The organism is Ruegeria sp. BB1 (assembly GCF_056539465.1).
Genome location: NZ_JBQFVB010000002.1, coordinates 42,994 through 68,162 on the forward strand (window position 1 = coordinate 42,994; position 25,169 = coordinate 68,162).

The following is a 25,169-nucleotide window of genomic DNA, read 5'->3' on the forward strand; positions in this document are numbered from 1 at the left end:
GTGATTACAAGTTACCAGGGTAAAGTTTATGAGTGAGAACAACCGTCGCGAGTTAATCCGTATTGCCGATGACATGAACGGCACCTCTAATGAAGAGACCCGCCAGTTCATTTCGCGAATTGTCAGCGACCTGACGAATCTGAAACCTTCGATTGCCTTTGTCGGGCAGATCAAGGCCGGCAAATCCCGTTTGATCAACGGCTTCACCGGGCAGGCCGAATACCTGCCGTCGGATGTGAACCCGTGGACGACGGTGATTACCGATATGCATTTCGGCCACCCATCGGGACGCACCGCAGGGGCCGAATTCCACTTTTTCGACAACCGCCAGTGGCAAGCGCTGATCGCCGAAGGCGAAGAGCTGCGCAACATGTTCCCCGATGACGAGGACAGCTATAAGCGCGAAATGATCGAAGAGCAGGTCGAGGCGATGAAAACCCGCGCCAAACTGCGTCTGGGTGAAAGCTATAAACACCTGCTGGGTCAGCATCACGATCTGGATGACCTGAATTCAGACGATCTGGCGCGCTATGTCTGTGCCGGGGATGATCCAACCGAAGAGGGTGAGCACGACCCTGGATCAGATCGTGGTCTCTACAGCGACATCACCCGCAAGGCCGAGGTCTATTTCGACATCGGCCACTTCCCGTTCCCGCTGACGGTGACGGACACGCCGGGCGTCAACGACCCGCTTTTGATCCGCGAGGAGATTTCGCGCCAGTACCTCAAGGAATCCGACTTCTTTGTTGTGGTTCTGTCTGCGCATCAGGCCCTGTCCCGCGCCGATCTGAAACTGTTTCGCCTGATGCAGGCGCTGGAACTGGGTCAGATCGTAGTCTTCATCAACCGCGTCGACGAATTGGGCGGTGGAGCCGAAGATGCGGGCAAGGTCCGGGCCGATGTGATGGACGGTCTGGAAAAAGCACTTGGCAATTCGGATATCGATGTGCTGATGGGCAGCGCCCAGTGGGCGCACTATGCGCTGACCGGGGACGAAACAGGTATCAACCATGATGAGGTCCTGGCCTGGCTGCGCGCGCATCCGGAACAAATGAAGCAATATCTGGACGGGGTCGAAGAAATCAAACGCGGCTCGGGCCCGATCAGCCGCGAAGGCGTCTTGCGGTTTGCCGCCATGATCGCTTCGGGCTTGCCAGACCTGCGCCGTCATGTGACCAGTGCGCTGACCGAGGGACCGCGCAATGAACAGCTGCGGATGGCTTGGCAGCACCTCAACAGTTTTGCCCAAGGCGAGCTTGAGCGCAGCAAGGCCCATCTGCGCGTCATCGAAGAGGAAATCAGCCCTGCCCCCGACAGCGGTGACGAGAATAGTAAGACGCTCGCCGATCTGCGCACACTGGTAACGCAAAAAACCTCGGAAATCGTCAATGACATGGACGATGTTCTGGCCAATCTACGCGGGGTCATGGACGATACCGTGGCCGAGTCTGTCTCGGCTGTGGTTCGGGGACCGAATGGCGACTCACCCCTGCTTTCTAAGGGTGGGGATACCGAACTAAACTTCACTCCGCTGCGCGACCGAATGCGCGAGTTGGTTCAAGGGGCCACGCAAGTGGTGCGGCAGCGGATGCTGAGCGAATTGTACTCGATTGATATGCAAAGCAATGCCGCCTTGCGCGCCCTGCCCGGCTGGCAAGACCCAAGCGACAACCGCATGAATACCAGTGCCGTACGCTGGTTCCGCCCGGATACCACAGCTCTGACCCGCGGCATTACGGTTGAACTGCGGGTCAGCTGGCTGTCGCGTCTGATTTCACGCAAAAGCGTTGTCGCCCGCGCCGAACGCATGATCGTTCAGGAATTCGAGATGATCGGCGATGATCTGGTAGACACCGCCCGCAGCGATTTGTTGGAGCGCCTGAACACCGTTTTGGATCACTATCTGGCCTTGCTGGCCGGGCATCTTGAACATCGCATTGGAAGCGGCGAGACCAATGAGCGCACCGAGGCTCAAATGGCCTTTGATCAGGCACAGCGCATCGTGGCAGAACTAAGCGCCGTATTCGGTGCGGATGACGTAGACAAATTACTAGCAGAGGCGGCGGAATGATCGAATTTCCCGGAACCGAACAGGAAGTAAGACAACTTGAACGCTTTCTGACCGTGACCGAAAACCTGACAGCCGATGAGGCACTGGGCGATATGCGCGATAGAGCGCTGGCCCATGCCGAACGGCTGTCCAACGCGGTCAACATCGGTTTTGCCGGGGAATTCGGGGCTGGCAAGTCCAGCCTTGCCAACATGTTGGCCGGGGCCGATATCCTGCCCACCGGGCCACAACACCTGAAATTGCCACTGGTTATCGTCGCCTATTCCGAAACTCCGGAAACCACCGTGGGCTGGTGGGATCGTGAACCCAAGGTTTATTCCGGCATCGCTCTGGAAAAAGCAGCCGCGGATGAACCCGATTTCATTTCGGTTGGGCTGAACACCCCTGCCCTGCAGGAAATCTCTTTGTTCGATCTGCCGGGAACCGGCGCGCTGGACGACAATTACAAAGAGACGCTCGATCTGCTGAAATTTGTCGATTGTGCGATCTGGTGTACCAACGGGACCAATGCCTGGCGTGAAACCGAACGGCATCTGTGGGTACAAGTCCCGCAAGAGCTGCGCGCCAATAGTCTGCTGGCCGTCACCCACACCGATCTGCCGCATGTCAGCGAAGCACTGGATCGGGTTCTGTCGCGGCTCAACAAGGAAAAGGGCGATTTGTTCCGCTCGGTCGTGCCTATTGGCACGCCGGTTGCCGTCCGCGCCATGGCGCAGGAGCCCGAGCCCGATTTTACCCTGTGGGAAACTTGTGGTGGCCAAAATCTGGCGGAACAGATTTTAGAGATCGCATCCGCCCGCCGTCTGGCTGACCTTGAAGCCGCACAGGCAGACCTGAAACAGGACTTTCTGCCCTTTCTGGAAACGCTGGACCTGCCCGAGGCCGAGCCGCAGCCGGCCGACACTGCCTCGATGCATGCCACGCTGGAATCCGCACTGCCGCCGCTTGAAAACCCGATCCTCGAGGACTGGCTGGCCGCAATTGCCAGCATCTACGAAGACCTGCGTGAATCGTCGGATATCGAACCGTCGGCCTTTTTGCATTCGTGCCAGGAAATCGTCGAAGATTTCGCCGAACGGTTAGAGCAAGGGGGCGAAATCGACCCCACGGCCGACTGGATCCCGGGCGAGTTCGAAAAGGCCACCGACCTGTTGTTGTTGTTGCAATTTGAAAGCGGTGACGCCCCCTTGAAGGACGCGATCAGCATTCTGGCACAGCTCAGCGATAACCTGGCCTGGGCAGGCAGCCGAGTGGATTCGGCGCAGCCAAAAACCGGAACCTGATAACTTCTCGTTAAAATTGAGTCGCGATACAGCGATTCGAATGCCCCAGAATCGCACCTAAAACTTTCTGACTCCGTTGACCAAGCGGAGACAAACAGTCGATCAGCTTGCATTTTGTGCAGGCTGCTTTTCAACATTTAGTGACTCTACCTCACCGAAATACAATATGTAGTATTGACCCGAAAACGGTCCATAGTGAAGCCATGAGGCGGCCCCAATAAAGTCAAATTTGAAACGTCTAACCGTCTTAAGTGTCCTGCGGTTGTGTTTGGTTGTGAGTTCGAGGGCGATTTGCCCAGTTAAATAAACCGCAAAACGATCAGAACGGGCGGAAAGAAATGAGCCACAACCAGGCGGTCGGTGCATCGCACGACGAACCGAAAATTGAAGGACTTCAACCCGGCGCAAAACTACTGCGCGGTCAGTATGAAATCCTGCGTTTCCTAAGCAATGGCGGCTTTGGGATCACCTATTTGGCCCGCGACAGCCTAGAGCGTGACGTGGTGATCAAAGAGTGCTTTCCGGGTGCCTTGTGCCGTCGCAATGGCGACACGGTCGAACCCGCCGATCCTGACCACAAGGACGATCTGCGCGCCATCATTGATTTGTTCATTCAAGAGGCACGCAACCACGCGCGTCTGGTGCATCCCAATATCGTAGACGTCCACCAGGTCTTTGAAGACAACAACACCGCCTATATCGCGATGGATTTCATCAAGGGATGCGATCTGTTGGATTACGTTGAGAACTCCGACAACAAGGCCGGGCCGGATTTCATCGTACAGGTGACCGAAAGGATGTTGTCTGCGGTGTCCTTCATCCACCAAAGCGGCATGCTGCACCGGGATATCTCACCCGACAATATCCTGATCAACGAGAACGGCGATCCGGTGCTGATCGACTTCGGCGCCGCGCGCGAGCAAGCGGCACAGCAATCCGCGGCTCTGTTGACCCTGCGGGTTATCAAGGACGGTTATTCCCCCCACGAATTCTATGTGCGTGGCGCCGATCAAGGCCCCAGCAGTGACCTCTATGTGCTGGCCGCCACGCTGTATCACGCCATCAGCGGAGAACGCCCAATTGATGGTCAGACCCGCCTGAACGCATTCAACAATGACCAGGACGACCCATACTCTCCGTTGGCTGGGCAGTTCAAAGGCTACCCGGATGGGTTCCTTGAAGCGATCGACAAGGCGATGGAGGTTCACGTCACTGACCGCCTGCAAAGCGCGTTGGATTGGTTGCGCATGTTCCGCGGTCCGGGCGTGATGTTCGATACGTTCGACTATCGTCCGGTTTCCGTCATCGTTGCGATGGACCGTAAGGATGATGAGGTTGAAAAAGCCCGGATCAAAGCCGAAAGCGAAAACGCCGAGGCGGTGGTCACCGCACTGCTGGCTGGCAACGCAGATCTAGCTCTGGGCAACGAAGATAAAAACGACGATGAACTGGCCAAGTTCACGTCCAAGGAAGACACGGCCGTCGCCGTTGACACTGTGGTCAAAAGTGGATCAGGCGGCAGCGGAAAACTGGTTGCGGGCATTGCCGTTGTTGTGGCCGGTCTGGCGGCGGGCGGATACTTCCTGATGACCAGCGAAAAACCGGAACCCGCACAGGACATTGCGGTTGTGGCCGAACCCGCAACGACCGAGGCCACCACCCCAGCAACAACCCAGGTCGAAACTGAAACGGCAGCACCTGTCGAGCAGACTGCTGATACCGAAGCCCCTGTCGAGCAGGTGGCCAACACCGAACCTACGCCGGAACCAATTGAACCGGCGCCCGTTACGGCAGAACCGACGCCAGAGCCTGTCGAGCAGACACAGGCCCCCTCGGCTAACACACAAGAGGCCCAAGCCCAGACAGCCGAACCTTCACCCGCAGAGGTTTCGTCGGGAACCCCTGCGGAAACGCAAGTTGCCTTCTCGCATTGGGATGTCGAAATTCCGTTCCAGTTCTCGCGACGTCGTGTATCCACCGGCAGCATCATCGCCGTTACAGGTGTTGACCCGGCACAAGACATGTCGGTGATCGGCGATTGGGTAACGCGCGGCGCTGCGATCTATACGCTGAATGGCAAACCCATCCGCGAGAACGCAAGCTTCGCCGCGCATGTTCTGGATGATCTGTCCGTTGATCCTGACGGGTATATCCGTGTGACCGCGCGTTATCGTCCGCTGGGCAAGACCTTGGCCCAGAACGGCTTGCTGGCCCTGCCTGCCATCCGTGTGATCGGTTTGGAAAACGGCATTGGCTTTACCGTCCGCAATGAAGACGGTCAGGGCTGGAAGGCGACTGTAACGAGCACCCCCACCGACACGGCGGGAAGCCTTCGGACTGGTGACGTTCTAATCTCGGAAGCGCAAACCGGGGCCATCCTGAACGAAGAAGAAAGCCTGGATGCCCTGCTGGAAGCTCTGGTTTCGGACAATCTTACGCAGGCCCGACTGACCGTGCTGCGCAACGGGGCCGAAGCTGAGTCCGTGATGCAGCTAGCGCAGGAGTAATCTGACCGGTTCGAAAGTGATCTGCCGCAAAGTGAAAACGAAGGGTGGTGCCTGGAAATCCGCCACCCTGACGGGGACCGGCCCGTCGCGGCAGATAAAAGTTGGTTTGGTTTCCAAATTGTAAGTGCCGTTGTGCCGATGCGCGCAGAGGCGAGTAGCAGCCCCGCAGGACGAAAACCCTGTGTCAAAAAGCAAAGGTGTCGACACCATGTTCAAATATAAAAGCCCTCTCAGCCGGCTTCTCGAAGGTGCCGGCAAACCTAAAGAAGCAGAAACCGAAGTAGAAGTGGTCGCGGAAGAAGCCGCAGAGCCCGAGGCGGAAAAGCCCCAGCCGATTGCGGATTTCAACGCACTGCGTAACGCGCTGGCCGGTGGCAACATGTCGTCGGAGTCCTACGAAGAAGCTGACGAACTGATCCCCGAAAAGGACATGCCCGAGTTTTCCGACGATCCGGAAGAAGATGCCTCGGATGACGTCGTGGTGACCGAAGTGGTCGAAGAGGCCGAGGATAACATCTTCGAAACACCCGAAACCCAGCCCGAACCAGAAGAGCCGGTTGTAACCCTGCACATCGCCACCGACGAAGAGGTCGAGACGGAAGAACCCGCACAGGCCGAGGAACCGCAGGAAGAGGCCATTCTTGAGGTTGTTGTTGAAACACTTGAGACCGCTCAGCCCGAGCCGGTTGAACCTGCGCAACCCGAACCAGTCGCTGAAATCGCGCCTGAACCAGAAATTACACCGGAACTGCCTCAGCCGGTTCAAGCGCCCGCCTCCGAGGACCGCCGTGGCCGCGTCAAGACCACGTTCCTTGGTTTTGAACGCGCCGACACGCACGTTCAGGAGATGATCGAAAGCGCAGAACCGGTAGCCAAGACCGAGACTGCGCAGGAAACCTTCCCTGTGGGTTGGCTGGTCGTAACCGCCGGACCGGGTCGTGGATCCTGCATCACCCTGACTGAGGGGCTGATGCAGATTGGCCGCAACGACGATCAGGCTATTCAACTGGACTTTGGCGACACCGGCATTTCACGCAGCAATCATGCGGTGATCGCCTATGATCCCGAAGACCGCAAATGCTATCTGGGTCACGGCGGCAAAGCCAACCTGGTCCGTCTGAACGGCAAACCGGTGCTGAGTACTGTTGCGCTGTCCAGTGGCGACCTGATCCGGATCAGCGAAACCTCAGTTCGATTTGCCGCCTTTTGCGATGACGGCTTTGACTGGCGGGATGCTTAATAGATGCTGGCGCAACCGGCATATGACATTGCTCTGATCCTGGAACAGGGTCAGCGCGACTCGCAGGAAGACGCGATCGCGGCGCGCATGTTCGATGCGGCCAATGCCAGCTATGTTGTCGTCGCCGACGGCATGGGTGGTCATGCGGCAGGCGAAGTCGCCTCGGAACTTGTGATTGCCGCCTGGCGCGAGGCCCTGGACGCTGAGCTTGAGAGCAATACCCCGACCGAAAGCGCGATAATCGACGCGTTGCCCTTGGCTGCCATGCAAGCCAATGCCGCAATTGCCGCGCGCTGCGAGGAAAACGGCGAGGGCCTCAACATGGGGTCTACCCTTTTGGGGGTGCTGTTGCTGGAACAGCGCGTGTTCTGGATTTCGATCGGCGACAGCCCGTTGTACCTGTTCCGCGACGGGGTGCTGCGCCAGATCAACGAAGATCACTCCATGGCTCCGGTCATTGACGCGCAGGTGGCCCAAGGCACTCTGACAGAGGCTGAAGCGCAGGTTCACCCGGATCGCAACCAACTGACATCAGTGGTCATGGGGGCCGAAATCCCCAAGGTCGATTGCCCGGAAGAGCCGCTGCACCTGACTGCAGCAGATGTGTTGATCCTGGGCAGCGACGGGTTGCAGTTCCTCAGCGACGCGGAAATTCAGACCATTGTGCAGGCCAACGCACATGCATGGGCGCAGGACATCGCCGAAGCGTTGTTGCAGGCGCTTCACGCCAAGTTTGACCCCGATCAGGACAATGCCTCGATCGGTGTTGTGAAATTAACAAGAAACTAACCAAGGCAAAGATACAGGACCCATGAAAACCCATCTGTTCATATCCAGCCTGGCACTTGCTGCCGCGGCCGGAGCCGCCTCGGCGCAAGAGGCGTGCTCAACCTACGAAATCCAATCAGGCGACAGCCTGCGCGAATTGACGATCAATGTTTATTCGACCGAGGATTTCCGCATCATCTTTGACGCCAACCGCGACGTGATCGGCAACAACCCGAACATCATCCGCGTGGGCGACGTGCTGACCCTGCCCTGTCTGGAAGATATCGGGCGTGCGCGGGAAGTTCCGCAAACAGAAGCAGAAGCCATGGCAGCCGAGATGGCAGCCGAACTGGTCGCAGCAGCCGAAAAGCGGGCAGCTAAAGCAATAGCCGAGGCCGAAGCCCGCGTAGCAGAAGCCGAGGCCGAAGCTAAAAAGACCAGCGAGGACGCGGTGGTTGCAGCCAAAGCCGCGGCCCGCGAAGAAATCGAAGCCGCCCGCGCCGAGGGTGCCGCACTGATCCGCGATGCGGATGGCGGGACCCGCCCCGATATTCGGGATCGCCAGTTGCTGCTGATCACCGGCGGCAACTATGCGCCGTTCACAGATGAGGCCCTGCCCCATCGCGGCCTTTATACAAATCTGGTGGAAACCGCGATGCTTCGGGCTGCACCCGAGCAGGCCTACAAGATTCAGTTCGTCAACGACTGGTCCTCGCATCTGGACCTGCTGATGCCGACACTGGCCTTTGACGGCACCTTCCCCTGGTCGCGCCCCAATTGCGAAACGGTCGAAGCCCTCTCGGAAAATGACCGCGCGCGGTGCGAGACTTACAATTTCTCGAACCCGTTCTATGAGGTTGTGGACACCTTCTTTGCCCGCGAAGGCTCGGGCTATGAACAGACGCTGACCTATGCCGATTTTGCAGGCACCACGATCTGCCGCCCCGAGGGTTGGTCACTGTCGCATATGGATGCAGTGGGTCTTTATGAACCGGCGATCACGCTGATGCGCCCGGTGTCACCAGATGATTGCTTTCACGCGGTTATGGAAGGCACCGCCGACATCGTCGCGATCGAAGCTCACTTGGCCGTCGGTGCAATCAGCCGCCTGGGCTATGAGCATCGCATTCTCGAAAACCCCAACCTGGCGGCGATCAAGTCGCTTAACGTCATGACCCACAAAGATAATCCGGATGGGGAAGCGATCCTTGAGACGCTCAACCAGGGTCTGGCAATCATGCAGCAATCTGGCGAATGGCGTGACATCGTTTCGACCGCTCTGCGTCATCAAATGGAAAATGGCTAAGGCCTCAACCGGCCTGACAACTAAAAAGTCTGGAGGAAGTGGACATGTTTGAATTCAACCTGAAGAAAGTCGCGCTGTCGGCAACAGCCGTCACCGCCCTGAGCGCCGGAGCCGCCGCCGCACAAGAAGCCTGCACCAATTATACCGTCGCGGATGGCGACACGATGGCCACCATCGCCATCGCAGCCTATGGCACGTCGAACTATCAGCCGATCTTCAACGCGAACCGCAACCTGATCACCAACCCGAACGATCTGGCCCCTGGTCTGGTTCTTGCGCTGCCTTGTGAAGACGGCAGCCTGCCGAACGGTCAATCCGCTCAGGAAGTTATTGCGGCCGAGGAACAGCGTGCGGCAAGCGTCAAGCGTTCGAATGTCTATGCGCCGCCGATCAAGATGGTCGCGGGCAACGGATGGGAGCCATTTACAACTGAAACCCTGAACGGTGGCGGTATTATGACCCGTCTGGCAACAACCAGCCTTCAGCGTGCGGGCAACCAGCGCGAATACTCGGTCAGCTTTGTTGATGACTGGAGCTCGCACCTGGACACCCTGTTGCCGCTTGGGGCGTTTGACATCTCGATCGCATGGACCGTTCCGGACTGCACTAACCGCTCGTATGAGTGGTCTGAAGCTACCGAAGCCCGCTGCACGCAGTTTGTCGCATCGGTCCCGGTCTATGACATCGTGGGTGGCTTCTTCACACTGCCGGAAAGCGACTATGCAAGTGCGACTTCTTTCAAGGACCTTGAAGGCTCGACCATCTGCCGCATGGCAGGCTGGAGCATGGTGGTGCTTGAAGAGCAAGGCTTGAACCACAACAACACAACCGTGGTCCAGCCCAATACAGCCCGTGAGTGTCTGGATGCCGTATTGACCGGCACCGCAGATGTGGCGGCATTCGAAGTGGATCTGTTCGCATCGACAATGAATGACATGGGCTTGACCTCGGCTGACATCGTTGAAAACCCATATGTATCCACCTTGTCCTCGATGAGCTTCCTCGCGCACCGCACCAACCCGTTCGCACGCGAATACATTGCGATGATGAACAAAGGCCTGATTGAGATGCGTGAGTCCGGCGAGTGGTACGCGATCATCTCGGATACCCTGCGTGAGCAGAACGAAAAGCTGAACGCAGCGTCGAACTGATCTTTTAGTTCACCTGAAACCCTTAGGGCCGGTCTTAGGACCGGCCTTTTTTGGTTTCTGGTACCGTTATTCGGTCAATTTCTTGGGGTTCAAAATCCGGAGCCTACGGGAATCCCCTAATACCCGGAATAGCTCAGAGTGATATTCTGAAATCAACTATACCGGAGAGGCGCAGCCTCCCCACTCACTCAAAAAAGGGCCGACTTTTGGGGGTCGGCCCTTTTTTCTATTTTGATCTCCATTTTAGAGCGAAAAAGCCACGCCTAAAGGCGTGACTTTCGGCGATCAGCCGATGATCGCATTCAATGTTGCGCTGGGGCGCATCACAGCGGCGGCCTTGGCCGGGTCGGTGTGATAGTAGCCACCAAGATCGGCAGGCGCGCCTTGCGCGGCGGCCAGTTCACCCAGGATCTGACCTTCCTTTTCGGCCAGCTCTTTGGCGATTGGCGCAAATTCGGCCGCAAGATCTGCATCGTCGGACTGTGCCGCCAGTGCCTCGGCCCAATAGCGCGCAAACCAATAGTGGCTGTCGCGGTTGTCGGGCTGGCCAACTTTACGGCTGGGCGATTTGTTGTTGTCCAAAATGCCCTGTGTCGCGGCCTCGGCTGCGGCACCCAGAACACCTGCCTTGGCGTTGCCTTTGCTGTCGGCCAGGAAGTTCAGCGATTCACCCAACGCGCAGAACTCACCCATCGAGTCCCAACGCAGGTGGTTTTCCTCAACCAGCTGCTGCACGTGTTTCGGAGCCGAGCCACCAGCACCGGTTTCAAACAGGCCACCGCCATTCATCAGCTTGACGATGGACAGCATCTTGGCCGAGGTGCCCAGTTCCAGGATCGGGAACAAGTCGGTCAGGTAATCCCGCAACACATTGCCGGTGATGGCGATCGAATCCTTGCCAGCGGTGATCGTTTGCAAGCTTTGCTGGGTCGCTTCGCGCGGCGCCATGATCAGGAACTTATCCGCCACGCCAGCAGCCTCAAGCGCCGGTTTGACGTATTTGATCAGCTCGGCATCATGGGCGCGGTTTGCGTCCAGCCAAAAGATTGCCTCGGATCCGGTCAGACGCTGCCGATCCAGCGCCAGTTGAATCCAGTTTTCGATCGGAGCTTTCTTGACGGTGCACGCGCGCCAAATATCGCCAGCCTCCACCTCATGTGACAGCAGGACGTCACCGTTAGCTAGCACGATGCGGATAACGCCATCAGCAGGCGCTTCGAACGTGGTCGGATGCGAGCCGTATTCTTCGGCTTTCTGCGCCATCAGGCCAACGTTGGCGACAGCACCGGCTGTGGCCGGGTTCAGCGCGCCATTGGCTTTGAAGAAGTTGATCGCCTCATCATAAACACCGGCATAACAGCGGTCAGGGATCACACAGTTGGTGTCGCCCTTGGCGCCAGCCTCATCCCAACCCTTGCCGCCCGCGCGGATCACTGCGGGCATCGAGGCGTCGATGATCACATCCGACGGTACGTGCAGGTTGGTAATGCCCTTGTCGCTGTCGACCATATACATGGACGGACGGTCAGCTTTCAGGGCGTCAATGGCGGCGACAATCTCAGCGTTGCCTTTGACGCGGTCCAGCAGATCACCCAGGCCCGAGTTCGGGTTCACACCCAAAGCATCCAGCTCAGCGCCATATTTTTTGAACACCGGCGCCAACCAGGCTTTGACGGCATAGCCAAAGATGATCGGATCCGACACTTTCATCATGGTCGCCTTCATATGAAGCGAGAACATGGTGCCGTCTTTCTTAGTGTCCTCAATGGCTTCGGTCAGGAAGGCAGACAGGGCTTTGACCGACATAAAGGTGGCGTCCGCCACGGTGCCTTCGTCCAGCGGCCAGCCGTCTTTCAGGACAGTCACGCTGCCATCTTTGCCGACGAATTCGATCTTTGCATCGCCCGCTTGTGCCGCGGTGATAGTGGCCGATTTTTCGTTGGCATAAAAGTCATTGCCGGACATCGACGACACTTTGGTCTTGCTGTCAGCGGCCCATTCTCCCATCGAATGCGGGTTTTTCTGGGCATAATTCTTGACGGCCTTCGCGGCGCGACGATCGCTGTTGCCTTCGCGCAGAACCGGGTTCACGGCCGAACCCTTGATCGCGTCATACCGCGCGCGGATCGCCTTTTCCTCTTCGGTCGAGGGCTCTTCGGGGTAGTTCGGGATATCATAGCCCTGCGATTGCAGTTCTTCGATGGCCGCAACCAATTGCGGGACCGAGGCCGAGATGTTCGGCAGCTTGATCACGTTGGCCTCGGGCGTTTTCACCAGCTCACCCAACGCGGCCAGATCATCGGTGATGCGCTGTTCGTCGGTCAGGTTTTCGGGGAAGGTCGAAAGAATACGTCCTGCCAACGAAATATCCTTGGTTCCAACACTGACACCCGCGGCGCCAGCGAATTTGCGAATGATGGGCAGGAAGGACGCGCTGGCCAGCTCGGGCGCTTCGTCTACAATGGTATACAATATATCGAAGTTCGAATTTTCTGCCATATTCTTTTACCTTTTTTCAGCCTTTCGGGGCGTGCGATCCAAGAGTAGCGCCACATCTGCGTGGCTGGTACTGGGGCGCGGGAATCCAAGCGCCCCAATGGTGACTCTGATTTGACAGGGTCTCCCTTAAATCAGGTTTGCCTTGGGATCAATCGTCTAGTGGGGGCGCAAATTGACACGGGTCGTAAGATTACAGGGCTATACGAGCTGGAAAATGCTAAACTTGAGCCGGCAATCACTTTCTCTAGTTACCTGATGTCGCATTTTCCGAGCGAAAGCTGAGGTTCTCCAACAACTTCCCGGCTTGTATAACGTAGTCTGCAACCGCTTCGTTCAGATGTTTAGTCGACCCAGCATAGGCTTGTGGCGCAACTGACACCCCTCGCTTGCTAAACATGTCCAAGACCGCTTTTCGGCCTTTGTACGCAAGCGTTGGTAGAGCACTCTCTAATTCTGGTGTCGCCAAATCCGGGCGACCCGTAACCGCAAAAAGATGACCGCGCCACAACGCTTCTCTTTTGTCCTTCTACAAATGCCAGTTAATAGCCGCGTAGAACCATCTTTTAATGAATATTCCTTTTAAATGCTCATCGCTTTAATTCATGTACGCAGCAAGCCTCTGAACGTATTCTATCCCCTGCTCTTCCTCTCCAATTGTAAGGTGGATAGTTGCTTGCATCAGCAACACCCCTTCTACATCCGAAGTCAAACGATCAACCTCTGACACTGCCTCCAATGCGCGCGAGAGGTCCCCTGTGTAGCCAAGGTGATAGTAAACTCGCACATTGTGAACCCAAGCCTGTTCCGGCCAACGCGTTGAAGCCTGATCCAAAAACGCCTTTACCCCATCTTTCCCGTCAATACGATTTAGTAGGCGTGCAACCGCATAACCGCTTTTGCTGCTGTCCGGCTTTATCTCGAGCACCCGTTTATGACCTTGGGCAGCGTCTTCAAGACGCCCATGTTTTTCGTCAATTTTCGACTTTTCAAGCAAGGCATTGATGTTGTTCGGATCAATTTGCAGCGTTTTGGCATACTCTGTTTCAGCCGCATCGAAATTTCCCTGTGCGTCCAACGCCATGCCGCGTCTTAGATGCGAGGTCGCATCGTTCGGTCGCAGGGCCAAAGCCGCATCATAGTTGGAAATGGCCTCAGCGTAACGCCGACCGCAGTAATAGGCCCACCCCCGCGCCTTCATCAGTTCATTTCTCTGATCCGGAGTGAGCCCATCGACCTCTATCAATGCCGTACATGCCGAAACAACCGTAGCCGTACTGCCATTGTTGCCTAGACATGTTGCGGTCAGCTGCGTGTATTTCGCTTCCAATCTGGAAGGTGAATTAAACGAAAGCAGCAATCACAATGATCAGGGCAGCAAGGCGTATATGCATCAAGGCTCCTTTGGGTCAGAGATACTCACCTTTAAGTGGTGATCCTCGACCCATTCTCAAGATGCCTAAGCCGTCAACCTGCTGTAAGTGAGCCATAAAAACCACACGCGCAACCTTGGCGATCAATCACACGCCCCAGGTGTCACTCAACCGGTATCCCCCGGGCCAGGGGTCATCTGGGTCCAGCATGTGCTGGTGGATGCCGGTGATCCAACCACGGCCGCTGATCTCGGGGGTGATGGCCGGGCGGTCGCCGACGCGGGTTTCGGCGACAATCCGACCGGTAAAGCGAGAGCCGATGATCGACACCGCCTCGAATGTCTGGCCGACCGTCATCTGCCCCTTGGCCGCCATCAATGCCATACGCGCCGAGACTGCGGTACCGGTGGGTGACCGGTCAACTTTGCCCGGTTGGATGGCAACTGCGGATTTGCCGGTCAGGCCAGTCTCCGTGGTCTCAAGCGGGCCACAAAAGGCGCAGAATGAGATGTGGCTCCAATCCGGGTTCTCGGGATGGGCAAAGCCAAGCTGTTCGTTGGCGGCATTCGTGATCGCCACACCCATGCGCGCAATATCGCGGGCCTCATTTTCAACAATCTCGATCCCAAGCGCGGCGGCGTCGACCACCACAAAGCTGTCGCCGCCGTAGGCCGTGTCCACGGTCAACGTGCCAACGCCCGGAACCTCCAATGGCACTGCGATCTTGTCGGCGAAACTTGGCAAGTTCTGCACGTGAATACGCTGGGCCTTGCCGTCCCGGCATTCTGCGCGGACCCGGACCAATCCGCCCGGCGCCTCGAGCGTTATGTCCGTTTCCGGTTCCTGCATCGGGATGATCCCGCCATCCAGCAACACCGTCGACACGCAGATCGAGTTCGATCCCGACATGGGCGGCGTGTCTTCGGGCTCCATGATGATAAAGGCGGCGTCCGCCTCGGGGTTTTTGGGTGGCACTAACAGATTGACATGGCGAAACACGCCGCCGCGGGGTTCGTTCAATACGAAATTGCGCAGAGTCTGATCCTGGGCGATGAACGAGCGCTGTTCCCACAGGGTTTCTCCGGGCGGTGGCTGGACCCCGCCGACGATGACATCCCCCACCTCACCTTCTGCATGGGCCGAAATCACGTGAATGGTTTTGATGCTGCGCATGTCTTGTCCTTAGAACCGGGTGGCGGAAAAAGGGGTTAGGGAAATCTGAGAAGGTTGACCGTCAATCAAAGCTCCGACTAATTCAGCCGTTCCTGCCGATTGCGTCAGACCCAGATGACCGTGGCCAAAGGCATAAATGACGTCCGGCGCGTTCGGCGAGGCTCCGATCACCGGCAGACTGTCTGGCAGGGATGGGCGGAACCCCATCCACTGCGATCCCCCATCGGTGTTCAATCCGGGCAGGAATTGCACCGCTTTTTTCAGCAACGCGTCCGCTCGTTTGTAATTCGGCGGAAGGGTCAGCCCACCCAATTCAACCGCTCCGCCGATCCGAACGCCGCCATTGATCCGCGTGGCGACAAACCCGTGGCCCGCAAATGTCAGATGCATGCGCAGGTCAAACGCACCAGCAGGAAGGGTAGTGTTGTAGCCACGTTCAGTCTCAAGCGGAATCGCGTCGCCCAGTGTCCACGCAAGGTGATGCGACCATGCGCCAGCACACAGAACCACCTTGGCTGCCTTTTTCTCACCGTCAGACAGTGCGATCCGAACGCCGCCTTCATCAGCAGTCAGCCCGCGCGTGTCATGAATTTCAATCTGCCCTCCGCGATCGCGAAAGGTCTGGGCCAGATGCGCAACCCATTTCTTTGGGTCGACAGTGTTCATCCAGTTCGGCGTGAACCCTGCATGGGTAAAACGGGGGCTCAGGCCGGGTTGTTTTTCGGCAAGTGCCTCGCGACTGTCCAGCAGTTCGAAATCGATCCCATGTTGGCGCCGCAGCTCCCACTCGGGCAGGCTGGCGCGGAACTCGGCCTCGCTTTCGTACAGCTGCATTTGTCCGTCACGCCGCATCATCGCTTCGCCGTTCACCGAAGTAACCAAACGGTCCAAAGCCGCGCAGGACAAGTCCATCAGACGCGCCTGCGCGCGCAGGTGGTCTTGATACCGTCCCGGTCGGCTGGCCCGCCAAAACCGGTACATCCACGGCGCGATTTTCAGTGCATAAGCAGGTGGTACGGACAGCGGCCCCAGCGGGTCCAGAAGCCATTTAGGTGCCTTGTGCATAATCCCTGGCTTTGCCAGAGGTTCGACCTCGGAAAAGGCAAACGCGCCTGCGTTCCCGGCCGAGGCCTGTGCTGCAACACCCTCACGATCCAGAACCAGAACGCGATGGCCCCGGCGCTGCAACTCAAGCGCGGTTGTGATGCCGATCACGCCAGCGCCGATCACGACGACCCGCGAGGTCATAAGTTGATGCCCGCCTTGAAGGGGTCATTGTCCCCAAAGATTAGCGTCGCCTCGGCCATAATATGGGCCCGCCCGGTTATCGACGGGATGACTCCACCATTCGTGCCGGGCTGATAGGACAGGTGATAGGCGCTGCCGATGACGCTATGTTGCACAATCTCTTCGCCGGGTTTCAGCACCCCATCAGCGGCCAGACAGGCCAGACGCGCGGAACTGCCGGTGCCACAGGGGGACCGGTCATAATTGTCGTCCGGGCACAGCACAAAGTTGCGACCATGGACCGTCGGATTATCCGAAGCGTCCTGAAAGATCACATGGTCAATCGGTTCACCCTGTTCTCCGCCAATCCCTTGCGCAATCGAGGCCTCTCGGATCGCAACGGTCATATCGGTCAGCTGAGGGATATTTTCGGTTTCCACCGGTATCGGGCTGGGATCGACAATAAAGAACCAGTTGCCGCCATAAGCCACATCGCCGGTCACCGCGCCATAACCCGGCACATCCAGCGTCACCCCGCGATGCACCCGGCGGCTTTCGATATTCGTGACGGTGACAGTGTTGGCGTCGTGCAGGTCGACCGTCACGATCCCAGCAGGCGTTTCAATGCGATGTTGTCCAACACCGATCCGCCCCAGATGGGCCAACGTGACGGTTAGCCCGATGGTTCCGTGACCGCACATGCCCAGCACGGCATCCACGTCAAAATAGATCACGCCAGTCACACAGGTCGGATCAACCGGCTCGACCAGCAGCGCGCCAACCATGGCAGGCTGACCGCGCGGCTCTAACATGATCGAGCGATAGAACTCCTCATGGTCTGTCGCCAACCGGTGGGCGCGTTCGCCCAACGGGCCGGAACCCAAATCGGGTGCGCCACTTAGGATAACCCGTGTGGGTTCGCCCCCGGTGTGGCTGTCGATCACATGCATTCAGCGATTACTCCGCCCTGTTTGGACCAGTCGGCGAACCATGTGCGGAATAGGTCATATTGCTGTTCGCAATAGTTGCGCTGCGCACCTGTCAACTCGTCCGTTTCATTGAAGTGCAGACGGTATTCCTGTTCCCCGTTCAGCACCAGAAGATGCTTGTAATACAGCACCAGGTCCGGACCTTCGTCAAAGCTGGACAGCACATGGATCGCCTCGGTCAGCTCTCGCGCGCGCTGGCGGGCCTCGGCATGGCCTTGGGCCGCCTTTTTGGACAACCCGGCCAGCAACAATGCCTCACGCGGCAAGGCGGTGCCTATCCCGGTGATCGAGCCCGTCGCGCCGCAATTGACAAAGCCATGATAAACCTCGGTATCCACGCCAACCATCAGGGTGACCTGATCATCCTGACTGGTGATGTTCTCGGCCGCATAACGCAGATCTTCCTTGCCGCCGAATTCCTTGAATCCGATTAGGTTTGGATGCTCGGAGCGCAAGGCAAAAAACAGGTCTGCCCGCGTGGCGAATCCGTAATACGGGCTGTTGTAGATGATCGCGGGCACATCCGGCGCGGCGGTCAGGATCGCCTGGAAATGGTTCTTTTGCGCTGCCGGAGAGCTGCCACGCGACAACACGCGCGGGATCACCATCAGGCCAACCGCCCCAACCTTTTGCGCATGGGCCGCATGGGCCACAGCAGATTTTGTATTGATGGCCCCGGTCCCGACCACCACGGGCAACCCTGCATCGATCAACCGTTCAACACCCTCCATCCGCTGTGCGTCTGTCAACAACGGCCAATCCCCCATCGAGCCGCAATAGACCACCGCTGACATTCCCGCGTCGATCATCTGCTTTCCCTTACGCACCAGCGCGTCGAAATCAGGCGTGCGATCAGCCTTACAGGGGGTCATAAGAGCAGGCATGGTGCCGGTGAAAACATTGGTCGTCATCGAAGTTTTCCTTCCAAAAGGCAACGTAGAGGCGGGTTGAATTCACCCTTTTGACTCGCCATAACGGATATTGGATACAAAATCCAGAAAATTTACGACTGACAAAAAACGCACCAGATCACAGAGACCGGTGCGTTTTGCTTCACTCAGGATCTTGCGATTACCGGAACCGTTGCCCGGTTTCAGGATCGAATAGCATTGCACGATCTGACCGCACGGTGATACCGATACGCTCGCCTTGCCTGCTACGCTGGTCTTCGCGCTCTTCAATGATCAGCTTGTCGCCATTGGGGGTCAACAGATAGGTATAACTTACCCCACCAAGCGCTTCGGTCAGATCAACGGCGCAGGTTTCGGCTGCACGATCAACTTCGATATGTTCGGGGCGGATGCCCAGGGTCACCTTGTTCAGACCCGCAGGTACATTGGCCGTCACCTCCAACGGTGCGCTAAGGGCGGGATGCGAGACTTTACCGTCCGCAAAATCACACTCCAGAAAATTCATCGCGGGCGAGCCGATGAACCCCGCAACAAAGCGGTTGTCCGGGTCGCGATACAGATCCATCGGCGCGCCGACCTGTTCAATCCGGCCGTCCCGCAATACCACGATCTTGTCGGCCATGGTCATCGCCTCGACCTGATCATGGGTCACATAGATCATCGTTGCGCCGATCTCATTGTGCAGCCGCGCGATCTCCACCCGCATCTCGACACGCAATTCAGCGTCGAGGTTAGACAGAGGTTCGTCGAACAAAAACACCTCGGGTCCCCGCACGATGGCGCGGCCAATGGCAACCCGCTGACGCTGACCGCCAGACAGGGCCTTGGGCTTACGCTTGAGGTACTGATCCAGCTTCAGGATATTCGACGCCTGCTGAACCTTTTGGTCGATCTCGGATTTGGCGACCCCGTTCATACGCAGACCAAAGCCCATGTTCTCGGCCACAGTCATATGCGGATACAGAGCGTAAGTCTGAAACACCATCGCCACGCCGCGCTTGGCCGGATCCATATGGGTTACGTCTCGCGCACCAATATTAATCTGACCCTCGGTCGTCTCTTCAAGCCCCGCGATCATGCGCAGCAAAGTGGATTTGCCGCAGCCAGAGGGGCCAACGAAAACACAGAACTCACCATCTTCGATGTCCAGATCAATACCGTGGATTACCTGCGTCTCGCCATATCGCTTGATCGCCTGGTTCAGAGTAACTCCGGTCATGTCGCTTGCATCCTGTTGTTGTCGGCGCTTTGGCGGGTCTCGGGGAACCGCCAGGCCTGTGCTTCGGCTCCGATCTGTTCGGCCACTCGGCGAACACGGGGAATCCAGGTTTCCAATTGTTCGAAATTCATCCGCTCGGTCGATCCGGTGACCGAAATTGCCCCCAGCATCCGCCCGCCCGACGTCAGAATCGGACAAGCGATGCAAATAATGCCCGGCTCGTGTTCTTCATCGTCGATGGCATAGCCGCGACTGCGGATCAGGTCGAGGTCAGCGCGCAGCGCCGCCTCAGAGGTTAGGGTTTTATCCGTGAATCGGTGATAGCTCTGCTGAGAAACGGCGCGCTCCAGCGCGACCTCATCCAAATACGCCATCATCGCCTTACCGACGCCGGTACAATAGGCCGGGCCGACCTTGCCCGCCTGCGAATACATCTCGATCGGTTGCGCGGCGTTGCGCTTGTCGACGTACAGAACCTGACTGGCATCCAGCTGCGCCAGATGCACCGTTTCCCCAGTCTCTGCGCTCAAAGCATCCAGAAACGGCCGCGCTATCGGCGCCAATGAGCTTTGTGTCCAGGCCGAATGCGCAAGCCGCACCAGCCGCAAACCGGGCGTATAGGTTTGCCGATCAGGGTCATATGACAACATGCCCTGATTGGTCAGCGTTTGCAGAAACCGATAGAGCGTAGCCTTGGGGAAATCGCTGCTCTCCAACAGTTCCGCAAATCGGACCGGGCGTGCAAAAGCCGCCACCTGATCCAGCACCTCACATGCTTTTCCTATTGTTCCGTCACCTGCCACGGGCGTCTGTTCTCCTCCTATTGACCCATCGCCATCTTCACGAGGGTCTTGACAAGACTAACCGAGTCGATGTGTAGTTTTCAATATATAAAACACGGTTTCATTATTTGAAACTAAAAATGGAAGCTAAGGGAGGAAACCATGCATTCCATGTTCAAGCGTACTGCGGTGGCGCTGGCGGCCAGTGCGGCACTTGCCGCGCCCGTAGCAGCCGAACTGTCCGGCGAGCTGCGAATCTTCCTCGACACATCGAACCCGGCGCCCCGCGCGACGATGGAAGCGATGATCGATCGGTTCGCGCAACAGCATCCGGGGCTCGAGATTGAAACCACCGTGATCGACCGCGAGGCGTATAAGACGCAGATCCGAAACTTCCTTACGGCGGACACACCGGACGTTGCGACATGGTATGCAGCCAACCGGATGAAGCCCTATGTTGAGGCCGGCCTGTTCGAAGACGTGTCCGATCTTTGGGCCGAACCCGAGATCGCAGACAATCTCGCCTCGACCAAAGGCGCGATGACCCTTGATGGTAAGCAATGGGGCGTGCCCTATACCTACTATCAATGGGGCGTTTACTACCGCAAAGACATCTTTGATGAGCTGGGCCTGACCGAGCCGACCACCTGGGAAGAAGAGCTGGTCAACTGTCAGAAGATCGTCGATTCCGGTCGCGCCTGTTACACCATCGGCACCAAGTTCCTTTGGACTGCCGGTGGCTGGTTCGACTACCTGAACATGCGCACAAACGGCTTCGACTTCCACAACCAACTTGCCAATGGCGAAATCAGCTGGGAAGACGACCGGGTCAAGCAAACCTTCGCCAATTGGAAACAGCTGATCGACATGGGTGCGTTCATCGACAACCACCAGACCTATAGCTGGCAAGAGGCCCTACCCTTCATGGTCAACGGCGAGGCCGCGGCGTATCTGATGGGCAACTTCGCCGTCGCTCCGCTGCGCGAGGCCGGGCTGACCGATGATCAACTGGATTTCTACCAGTTCGTTGCCATCAACCCTGACGTTGAACTGGCCGAGGACGCGCCGACCGACACGTTCCACATCCCGGCCAACGCATCGAACAAGGAAGCCGCACGTGAGTTCCTGCGCTTCGTTGTATCCGCGGATGAACAGTCCCAGATCAACAACGGCGCCAATCTCGGCCAACTGCCAGTGAACGCGCAATCAACCGTGGATGACGACAAGTTCCTGCTACAGGGTTTCGAGATGCTGTCGTCGAACAGCCCCGGTGGCGTGGCGCAGTTCTGGGATCGTGACGCACCTGCCGAAATGGCCAAAGTGTCAATGGAAGGGTTTCAGGAATTCATGGTCAAGCCGGACAATGCCGACCGCATTCTGGCCAAACTGGAACGCGCACGTCAGCGCATCTACGACAACTGAACCGGTCGGGTCGGGCGAAAGCCCGGCCTGCACCTCATCCTGCGTAAGACGGGTGGCAACCCGTCTTACTCAACGTACCTAAAACCCGAGTTTGCTCATGTCAGCCGTCGACGTCCCAGAACAGGAAAGCTGGTTCCACAGAAACCAACAACGCATTGCGCCCTGGCTGTTTCTGGCCCCGGGCCTGCTGTTCTTCATGGTTTATGTGATCATCCCGGTGTTCCAGTCCTTCAACCTGTCCCTCTATGAATGGGATGGACTTGGGGCGGCTGAATATGTGGGCTTTCGCAACTATGAAGACCTCTATTGGGAATGGGTTGACCGGGATGCATTCTATACCTCGTTGAAAAACAACCTGATCTGGCTGATCCTCTATCTGGCCGCGATCCCGGCGGGCCTGTTCATCGCGCTGCTCTTGAACCAGACGGTCTGGGGCATCCGCCTGTACAAATCGCTGTTTTTCTTCCCCTTCGTTATTTCTCAGGTCGTCGTCGGCCTCGTTTTTACGTGGTTCTATGACCCGACCTTCGGACTGCTCAATGAATTCCTCGGTCTGTTCGGCATCGAGCCGCTGAACGTGCTAGGGGATGAACGCTTTGTCACCTATGGCATCATCTTTGCCGGTCTGTGGCCGCAAACGGCCTATTGCATGATCCTGTACCTGACCGGCCTGAACGCCGTGGACCCCGAACAGATCGAGGCCGGGCGTCTGGACGGCGCCAAGGGCCTGCGGATGTTATGGCACATCATCCTGCCGCAACTGCGCCCCGCCACGTTCATCGCCTTTGTCGTCACCATCATCGGCGCGCTGCGGTCCTTTGACCTAATTTCGATCATGACCCAGGGCGGCCCGTTCGGCTCATCCCGCGTGCTGGCCTATTACATGTTCGAGGTCGCACTTTCCGAATACGGCTTCCGTATGGGATATGGTGCCGCCATCGCTGTGATCCTGTTCCTTATCATGCTCTGCTTCATCGCCTACTTCCTGTGGTCGATGTACCGTGAAGAAAAGGGGCACTGAGATGTTTCCCAAACCCATCGAAAAACAATCCCGCGCGGCGCAGATCAGCTATCAGGCCATGCTGCCACTAGCCTTGCTGTTGTGGTTGGGTCCGTTGCTGGCGGTCGCCCTATTCTCGGTTAAACCGGCTGCGGACTTCACCAACGCGAACTATTGGGGCATGCCGTCCAGCTTTGAGGGCGCGTTCAACTATGGGCAGGTCTTCTTTAATTCAGACATGCCACGGTATCTGCTGAACTCGTTCCTGATCACCATCCCGACGGTGGTCGGGTGTGTCGTGCTCAGTACGATGACCGGGTTCGCGCTGGGGATCTACAAGTTCAAATCGAACATCTGGATATTCTTCATGTTCGTGGCAGGCAATTTCGTGCCGTTTCAAATTCTGATGGTGCCGGTTCGTGACCTGACCCTGCAATTGGGTCTCTACAACACCAAAACCGGGCTCGTGCTGTTCCACATCGCCTTCCAGACTGGGTTCTGCACCTTGTTCATGCGCAACTTCATCCGCGCCCTTCCGTTTGAGCTGATCGAAGCTGCCCGGGTCGAAGGTATCAGCGAATGGCGTATATTCTGGTATGTGGTCCTGCCACTGATGAAACCAGCCATCGCCGCGCTCAGCGTGCTGATCTTCACCTTCATCTGGAACGATTATTTCTGGGCCGTTGTCCTGACCCAAGGGGCCGAAAGCCAACCTGTTACCGCAGGCATCACCAGCTTTAACGCGCAATTCCGCGCCGCCTATCAGTTGATGAGCGCCGGCTCCATCGTGGCAGCCTTGCCGCCGGTCGCTATGTTCTTCCTGATGCAGAAACACTTCATCGCGGGCCTGACCCTCGGTGCCGTCAAATAGCTTCGAACCGGAGTTCGCCTTATGACCAAGATCACCTTTATTGGTGCGGGTTCCACGATTTTCATGCAGAACATCGTGGGCGATGCCCTGCTGACCCCTGCGCTGGCCGACAGCCACTTTGCGCTGATGGATATCGACGCCGAACGCCTGGCTGAAAGCGAGGCGGTCGCCCGTGCGATGATCCGCTCGGTCGGATCGGGTGCGACCGTATCCACCCATAATGACCGCCGCGCGGCGCTGGACGGGGCGGATTTCGTGATCACCGCCTTCCAGATTGGCGGCTATGAACCCTGCACAGTCACCGATTTTGAAATTCCCAAGCAATACGGTCTGCGACAAACCATAGCTGATACGCTGGGCATTGGGGGCATCATGCGCGGCCTGCGCACGGTTCCTGTGCTGTGGGATGTGGCGCGAGACATGATGCAGCTGTGCCCGAATGCAACCCTGTTGCAATACGTCAACCCAATGGCGATCAACACTTGGGCGCTGGCCGAGCAATTTCCAGCGGTGAAGCATGTTGGCCTCTGCCACTCGGTTCAGAACACGGTCGAAGAGCTGGCCCATGATCTGGACCTGCCTAAGGACGAGTTTCGCTATAAGGTCGCTGGCGTAAATCACGTCGCCTTCTTTCTACGGTTGGAACACCAGGGGCGCGATCTCTACCCCGCATTGCGGCAGGGATACGCAAGCGGTCAAATACCCAAGGCCCCGCTGCTGATGCCACGTTGCCCCAACAAAGTCCGGTATGAGGTAATGGACCATCTGGGCTATTTCTGCACCGAAAGCTCCGAGCATCTGGCGGAATACGTGCCGTGGTTCATCAAGGATGGGCGGTCGGACCTGATCGAGCAGTTTTCGATCCCGCTGGACGAATACCCCACCCGCTGCGTCGAACAGGTGGCCAGTTGGAAAGAACAGGCCAAGACCCTGACCGACGGGCGCAATATTAATGTCACCCGCAGCCATGAATTCGCCGCCGATCTGATGAACGCCATCGTCACCGACACGCCCTACGTTGCCTATGGCAACCTGCCCAACACAGGCCAAATCCCGCAATTGCCCTTGGGGGCTGCGGTTGAAACCCCGTGCTTGGTGGACAGCAACGGTGTGCAGCCCTCGGTGGTCGCGGACATCCCACCGCAGTTGATCGCGCTGATGCGCAGTCAGATCAACGTGCAGGAGCTAACGGTGCGTGCGCTGGTCGACCGGAACCCCGAATACATATATCACGCCGCTATGATGGACCCGCACACTGCCGCCGAACTGGACCTGCGCCAAATCCGCAACCTGGTTGATGATCTTCTCATCGCCCATGCCGATTGGCTGCCGGACTGGTGCAAACCGGCAAAAGCCGCCTGACCCCAAGAATAGAAGGCA

The 25,169-nt window shown here is 57.6% G+C and carries 19 protein-coding genes; 11 read left to right on the top strand and 8 right to left on the bottom strand.

Annotated features, from left to right (window positions below; all coding sequences use genetic code 11):
• The first annotated feature begins 28 nt into the window (after window positions 1–28).
• The 7 genes from ACR0AL_RS08020 to ACR0AL_RS08050 all read left to right on the top strand — a co-directional run bounded on the left by ACR0AL_RS08020 (window position 29) and on the right by ACR0AL_RS08050 (window position 10,326).
• A complete protein-coding gene (locus ACR0AL_RS08020) occupies window positions 29–2,071 on the top strand; it encodes a dynamin family protein (protein ID WP_480662589.1) in 2,043 nt (680 codons plus the stop codon).
• Entirely contained in the window at window positions 2,068–3,354 is a 1,287-nt protein-coding gene (locus tag ACR0AL_RS08025) for a dynamin family protein (RefSeq protein WP_480662591.1), read from the top strand. The genes ACR0AL_RS08020 and ACR0AL_RS08025 overlap by 4 nt, the downstream gene beginning before the upstream one ends.
• A 338-nt stretch (window positions 3,355–3,692) precedes the next feature.
• Window positions 3,693–5,861 (top strand): serine/threonine protein kinase, encoded by a 2,169-nt coding sequence (locus ACR0AL_RS08030; RefSeq protein WP_480662593.1) that lies wholly within the window; start codon window positions 3,693–3,695, stop codon window positions 5,859–5,861.
• Between the two features lie 208 nt (window positions 5,862–6,069).
• On the top strand, window positions 6,070–7,101 hold the full coding sequence (locus ACR0AL_RS08035) for an FHA domain-containing protein (protein ID WP_480662595.1): 1,032 nt from the start codon (window positions 6,070–6,072) through the stop codon (window positions 7,099–7,101).
• Window positions 7,102–7,104: 3 nt separating this feature from the next.
• Complete coding sequence (locus ACR0AL_RS08040) at window positions 7,105–7,890, top strand: PP2C family protein-serine/threonine phosphatase (RefSeq protein ID WP_170361723.1); 786 nt, start codon at window positions 7,105–7,107, stop codon at window positions 7,888–7,890.
• A gap of 22 nt (window positions 7,891–7,912) precedes the next feature.
• On the top strand, window positions 7,913–9,175 hold the full coding sequence (locus tag ACR0AL_RS08045) for a substrate-binding periplasmic protein (protein ID WP_480662597.1): 1,263 nt from the start codon (window positions 7,913–7,915) through the stop codon (window positions 9,173–9,175).
• 44 nt (window positions 9,176–9,219) lie between these two features.
• Entirely contained in the window at window positions 9,220–10,326 is a 1,107-nt protein-coding gene (locus ACR0AL_RS08050; RefSeq protein ID WP_170349894.1) for a transporter substrate-binding domain-containing protein, read from the top strand.
• Window positions 10,327–10,611: 285 nt separating this feature from the next.
• Here ACR0AL_RS08050 and ACR0AL_RS08055 read toward each other — a convergent pair whose 3' ends face one another.
• The 8 genes from ACR0AL_RS08055 to ACR0AL_RS08090 form a co-directional block, all read right to left on the bottom strand.
• Window positions 10,612–12,825: an NADP-dependent isocitrate dehydrogenase gene (locus ACR0AL_RS08055; RefSeq protein WP_170349895.1), complete on the bottom strand. Its 2,214-nt coding sequence runs from the start codon at window positions 12,823–12,825 to the stop codon at window positions 10,612–10,614.
• A gap of 595 nt (window positions 12,826–13,420) precedes the next feature.
• Window positions 13,421–14,182 carry a tetratricopeptide repeat protein gene (locus ACR0AL_RS08060; protein WP_480662599.1) on the bottom strand — a complete coding sequence of 254 codons (762 nt, stop codon included), beginning with the start codon at window positions 14,180–14,182 and terminating at the stop codon, window positions 13,421–13,423.
• A gap of 160 nt (window positions 14,183–14,342) precedes the next feature.
• Window positions 14,343–15,368: a trans-3-hydroxy-L-proline dehydratase gene (locus ACR0AL_RS08065; RefSeq protein WP_480662601.1), complete on the bottom strand. Its 1,026-nt coding sequence runs from the start codon at window positions 15,366–15,368 to the stop codon at window positions 14,343–14,345.
• Window positions 15,369–15,377: 9 nt separating this feature from the next.
• The gene (locus tag ACR0AL_RS08070; protein WP_480647264.1) at window positions 15,378–16,616 is read right to left on the bottom strand and encodes an NAD(P)/FAD-dependent oxidoreductase; all 1,239 of its coding nucleotides are present in this window, start codon (window positions 16,614–16,616) and stop codon (window positions 15,378–15,380) included.
• Window positions 16,613–17,545: a 4-hydroxyproline epimerase gene (locus ACR0AL_RS08075; RefSeq protein WP_170551915.1), complete on the bottom strand. Its 933-nt coding sequence runs from the start codon at window positions 17,543–17,545 to the stop codon at window positions 16,613–16,615. The genes ACR0AL_RS08070 and ACR0AL_RS08075 overlap by 4 nt, the downstream gene beginning before the upstream one ends.
• The gene (locus ACR0AL_RS08080; RefSeq protein ID WP_170349900.1) at window positions 17,536–18,495 is read right to left on the bottom strand and encodes a dihydrodipicolinate synthase family protein; all 960 of its coding nucleotides are present in this window, start codon (window positions 18,493–18,495) and stop codon (window positions 17,536–17,538) included. The genes ACR0AL_RS08075 and ACR0AL_RS08080 overlap by 10 nt, the downstream gene beginning before the upstream one ends.
• A 160-nt stretch (window positions 18,496–18,655) precedes the next feature.
• Window positions 18,656–19,714, bottom strand: a complete 1,059-nt coding sequence (locus tag ACR0AL_RS08085) for an ABC transporter ATP-binding protein (RefSeq protein WP_170349901.1) — start codon at window positions 19,712–19,714, stop codon at window positions 18,656–18,658.
• Window positions 19,711–20,517 (bottom strand): IclR family transcriptional regulator, encoded by an 807-nt coding sequence (locus ACR0AL_RS08090; protein WP_170349902.1) that lies wholly within the window; start codon window positions 20,515–20,517, stop codon window positions 19,711–19,713. Before ACR0AL_RS08090 ends, ACR0AL_RS08085 begins: the two co-directional genes overlap by 4 nt.
• Before the next feature lie 141 nt (window positions 20,518–20,658).
• Between ACR0AL_RS08090 and ACR0AL_RS08095 the strand changes: the two genes are divergently transcribed.
• The 4 genes from ACR0AL_RS08095 (at window position 20,659) to melA (ending at window position 25,151) form a co-directional block, all read left to right on the top strand.
• On the top strand, window positions 20,659–21,918 hold the full coding sequence (locus tag ACR0AL_RS08095) for an ABC transporter substrate-binding protein (protein ID WP_170361732.1): 1,260 nt from the start codon (window positions 20,659–20,661) through the stop codon (window positions 21,916–21,918).
• Between the two features lie 97 nt (window positions 21,919–22,015).
• The gene (locus ACR0AL_RS08100; RefSeq protein ID WP_170349904.1) at window positions 22,016–22,939 is read left to right on the top strand and encodes a carbohydrate ABC transporter permease; all 924 of its coding nucleotides are present in this window, start codon (window positions 22,016–22,018) and stop codon (window positions 22,937–22,939) included.
• Window position 22,940: 1 nt separating this feature from the next.
• The gene (locus ACR0AL_RS08105) at window positions 22,941–23,789 is read left to right on the top strand and encodes a carbohydrate ABC transporter permease (protein ID WP_480662604.1); all 849 of its coding nucleotides are present in this window, start codon (window positions 22,941–22,943) and stop codon (window positions 23,787–23,789) included.
• 21 nt (window positions 23,790–23,810) lie between these two features.
• The gene (gene melA, locus ACR0AL_RS08110; RefSeq protein ID WP_480662606.1) at window positions 23,811–25,151 is read left to right on the top strand and encodes an alpha-galactosidase; all 1,341 of its coding nucleotides are present in this window, start codon (window positions 23,811–23,813) and stop codon (window positions 25,149–25,151) included.
• Window positions 25,152–25,169: the final 18 nt, after the last annotated feature.

Coding starts and splice junctions, on each gene's coding strand:
- ACR0AL_RS08020 (WP_480662589.1), top strand. CDS start 29: ATGAGTGAGAACAACCGTCGCGAGTTAATCCGTATTGCCGATGACATG.
- ACR0AL_RS08025 (WP_480662591.1), top strand. CDS start 2,068: ATGATCGAATTTCCCGGAACCGAACAGGAAGTAAGACAACTTGAACGC.
- ACR0AL_RS08030 (WP_480662593.1), top strand. CDS start 3,693: ATGAGCCACAACCAGGCGGTCGGTGCATCGCACGACGAACCGAAAATT.
- ACR0AL_RS08035 (WP_480662595.1), top strand. CDS start 6,070: ATGTTCAAATATAAAAGCCCTCTCAGCCGGCTTCTCGAAGGTGCCGGC.
- ACR0AL_RS08040 (WP_170361723.1), top strand. CDS start 7,105: ATGCTGGCGCAACCGGCATATGACATTGCTCTGATCCTGGAACAGGGT.
- ACR0AL_RS08045 (WP_480662597.1), top strand. CDS start 7,913: ATGAAAACCCATCTGTTCATATCCAGCCTGGCACTTGCTGCCGCGGCC.
- ACR0AL_RS08050 (WP_170349894.1), top strand. CDS start 9,220: ATGTTTGAATTCAACCTGAAGAAAGTCGCGCTGTCGGCAACAGCCGTC.
- ACR0AL_RS08055 (WP_170349895.1), bottom strand. CDS start 12,825: ATGGCAGAAAATTCGAACTTCGATATATTGTATACCATTGTAGACGAA.
- ACR0AL_RS08065 (WP_480662601.1), bottom strand. CDS start 15,368: ATGCGCAGCATCAAAACCATTCACGTGATTTCGGCCCATGCAGAAGGT.
- ACR0AL_RS08070 (WP_480647264.1), bottom strand. CDS start 16,616: ATGACCTCGCGGGTCGTCGTGATCGGCGCTGGCGTGATCGGCATCACA.
- ACR0AL_RS08075 (WP_170551915.1), bottom strand. CDS start 17,545: ATGCATGTGATCGACAGCCACACCGGGGGCGAACCCACACGGGTTATC.
- ACR0AL_RS08080 (WP_170349900.1), bottom strand. CDS start 18,495: ATGACGACCAATGTTTTCACCGGCACCATGCCTGCTCTTATGACCCCC.
- ACR0AL_RS08085 (WP_170349901.1), bottom strand. CDS start 19,714: ATGACCGGAGTTACTCTGAACCAGGCGATCAAGCGATATGGCGAGACG.
- ACR0AL_RS08095 (WP_170361732.1), top strand. CDS start 20,659: ATGCATTCCATGTTCAAGCGTACTGCGGTGGCGCTGGCGGCCAGTGCG.
- ACR0AL_RS08100 (WP_170349904.1), top strand. CDS start 22,016: ATGTCAGCCGTCGACGTCCCAGAACAGGAAAGCTGGTTCCACAGAAAC.
- ACR0AL_RS08105 (WP_480662604.1), top strand. CDS start 22,941: ATGTTTCCCAAACCCATCGAAAAACAATCCCGCGCGGCGCAGATCAGC.
- melA (WP_480662606.1), top strand. CDS start 23,811: ATGACCAAGATCACCTTTATTGGTGCGGGTTCCACGATTTTCATGCAG.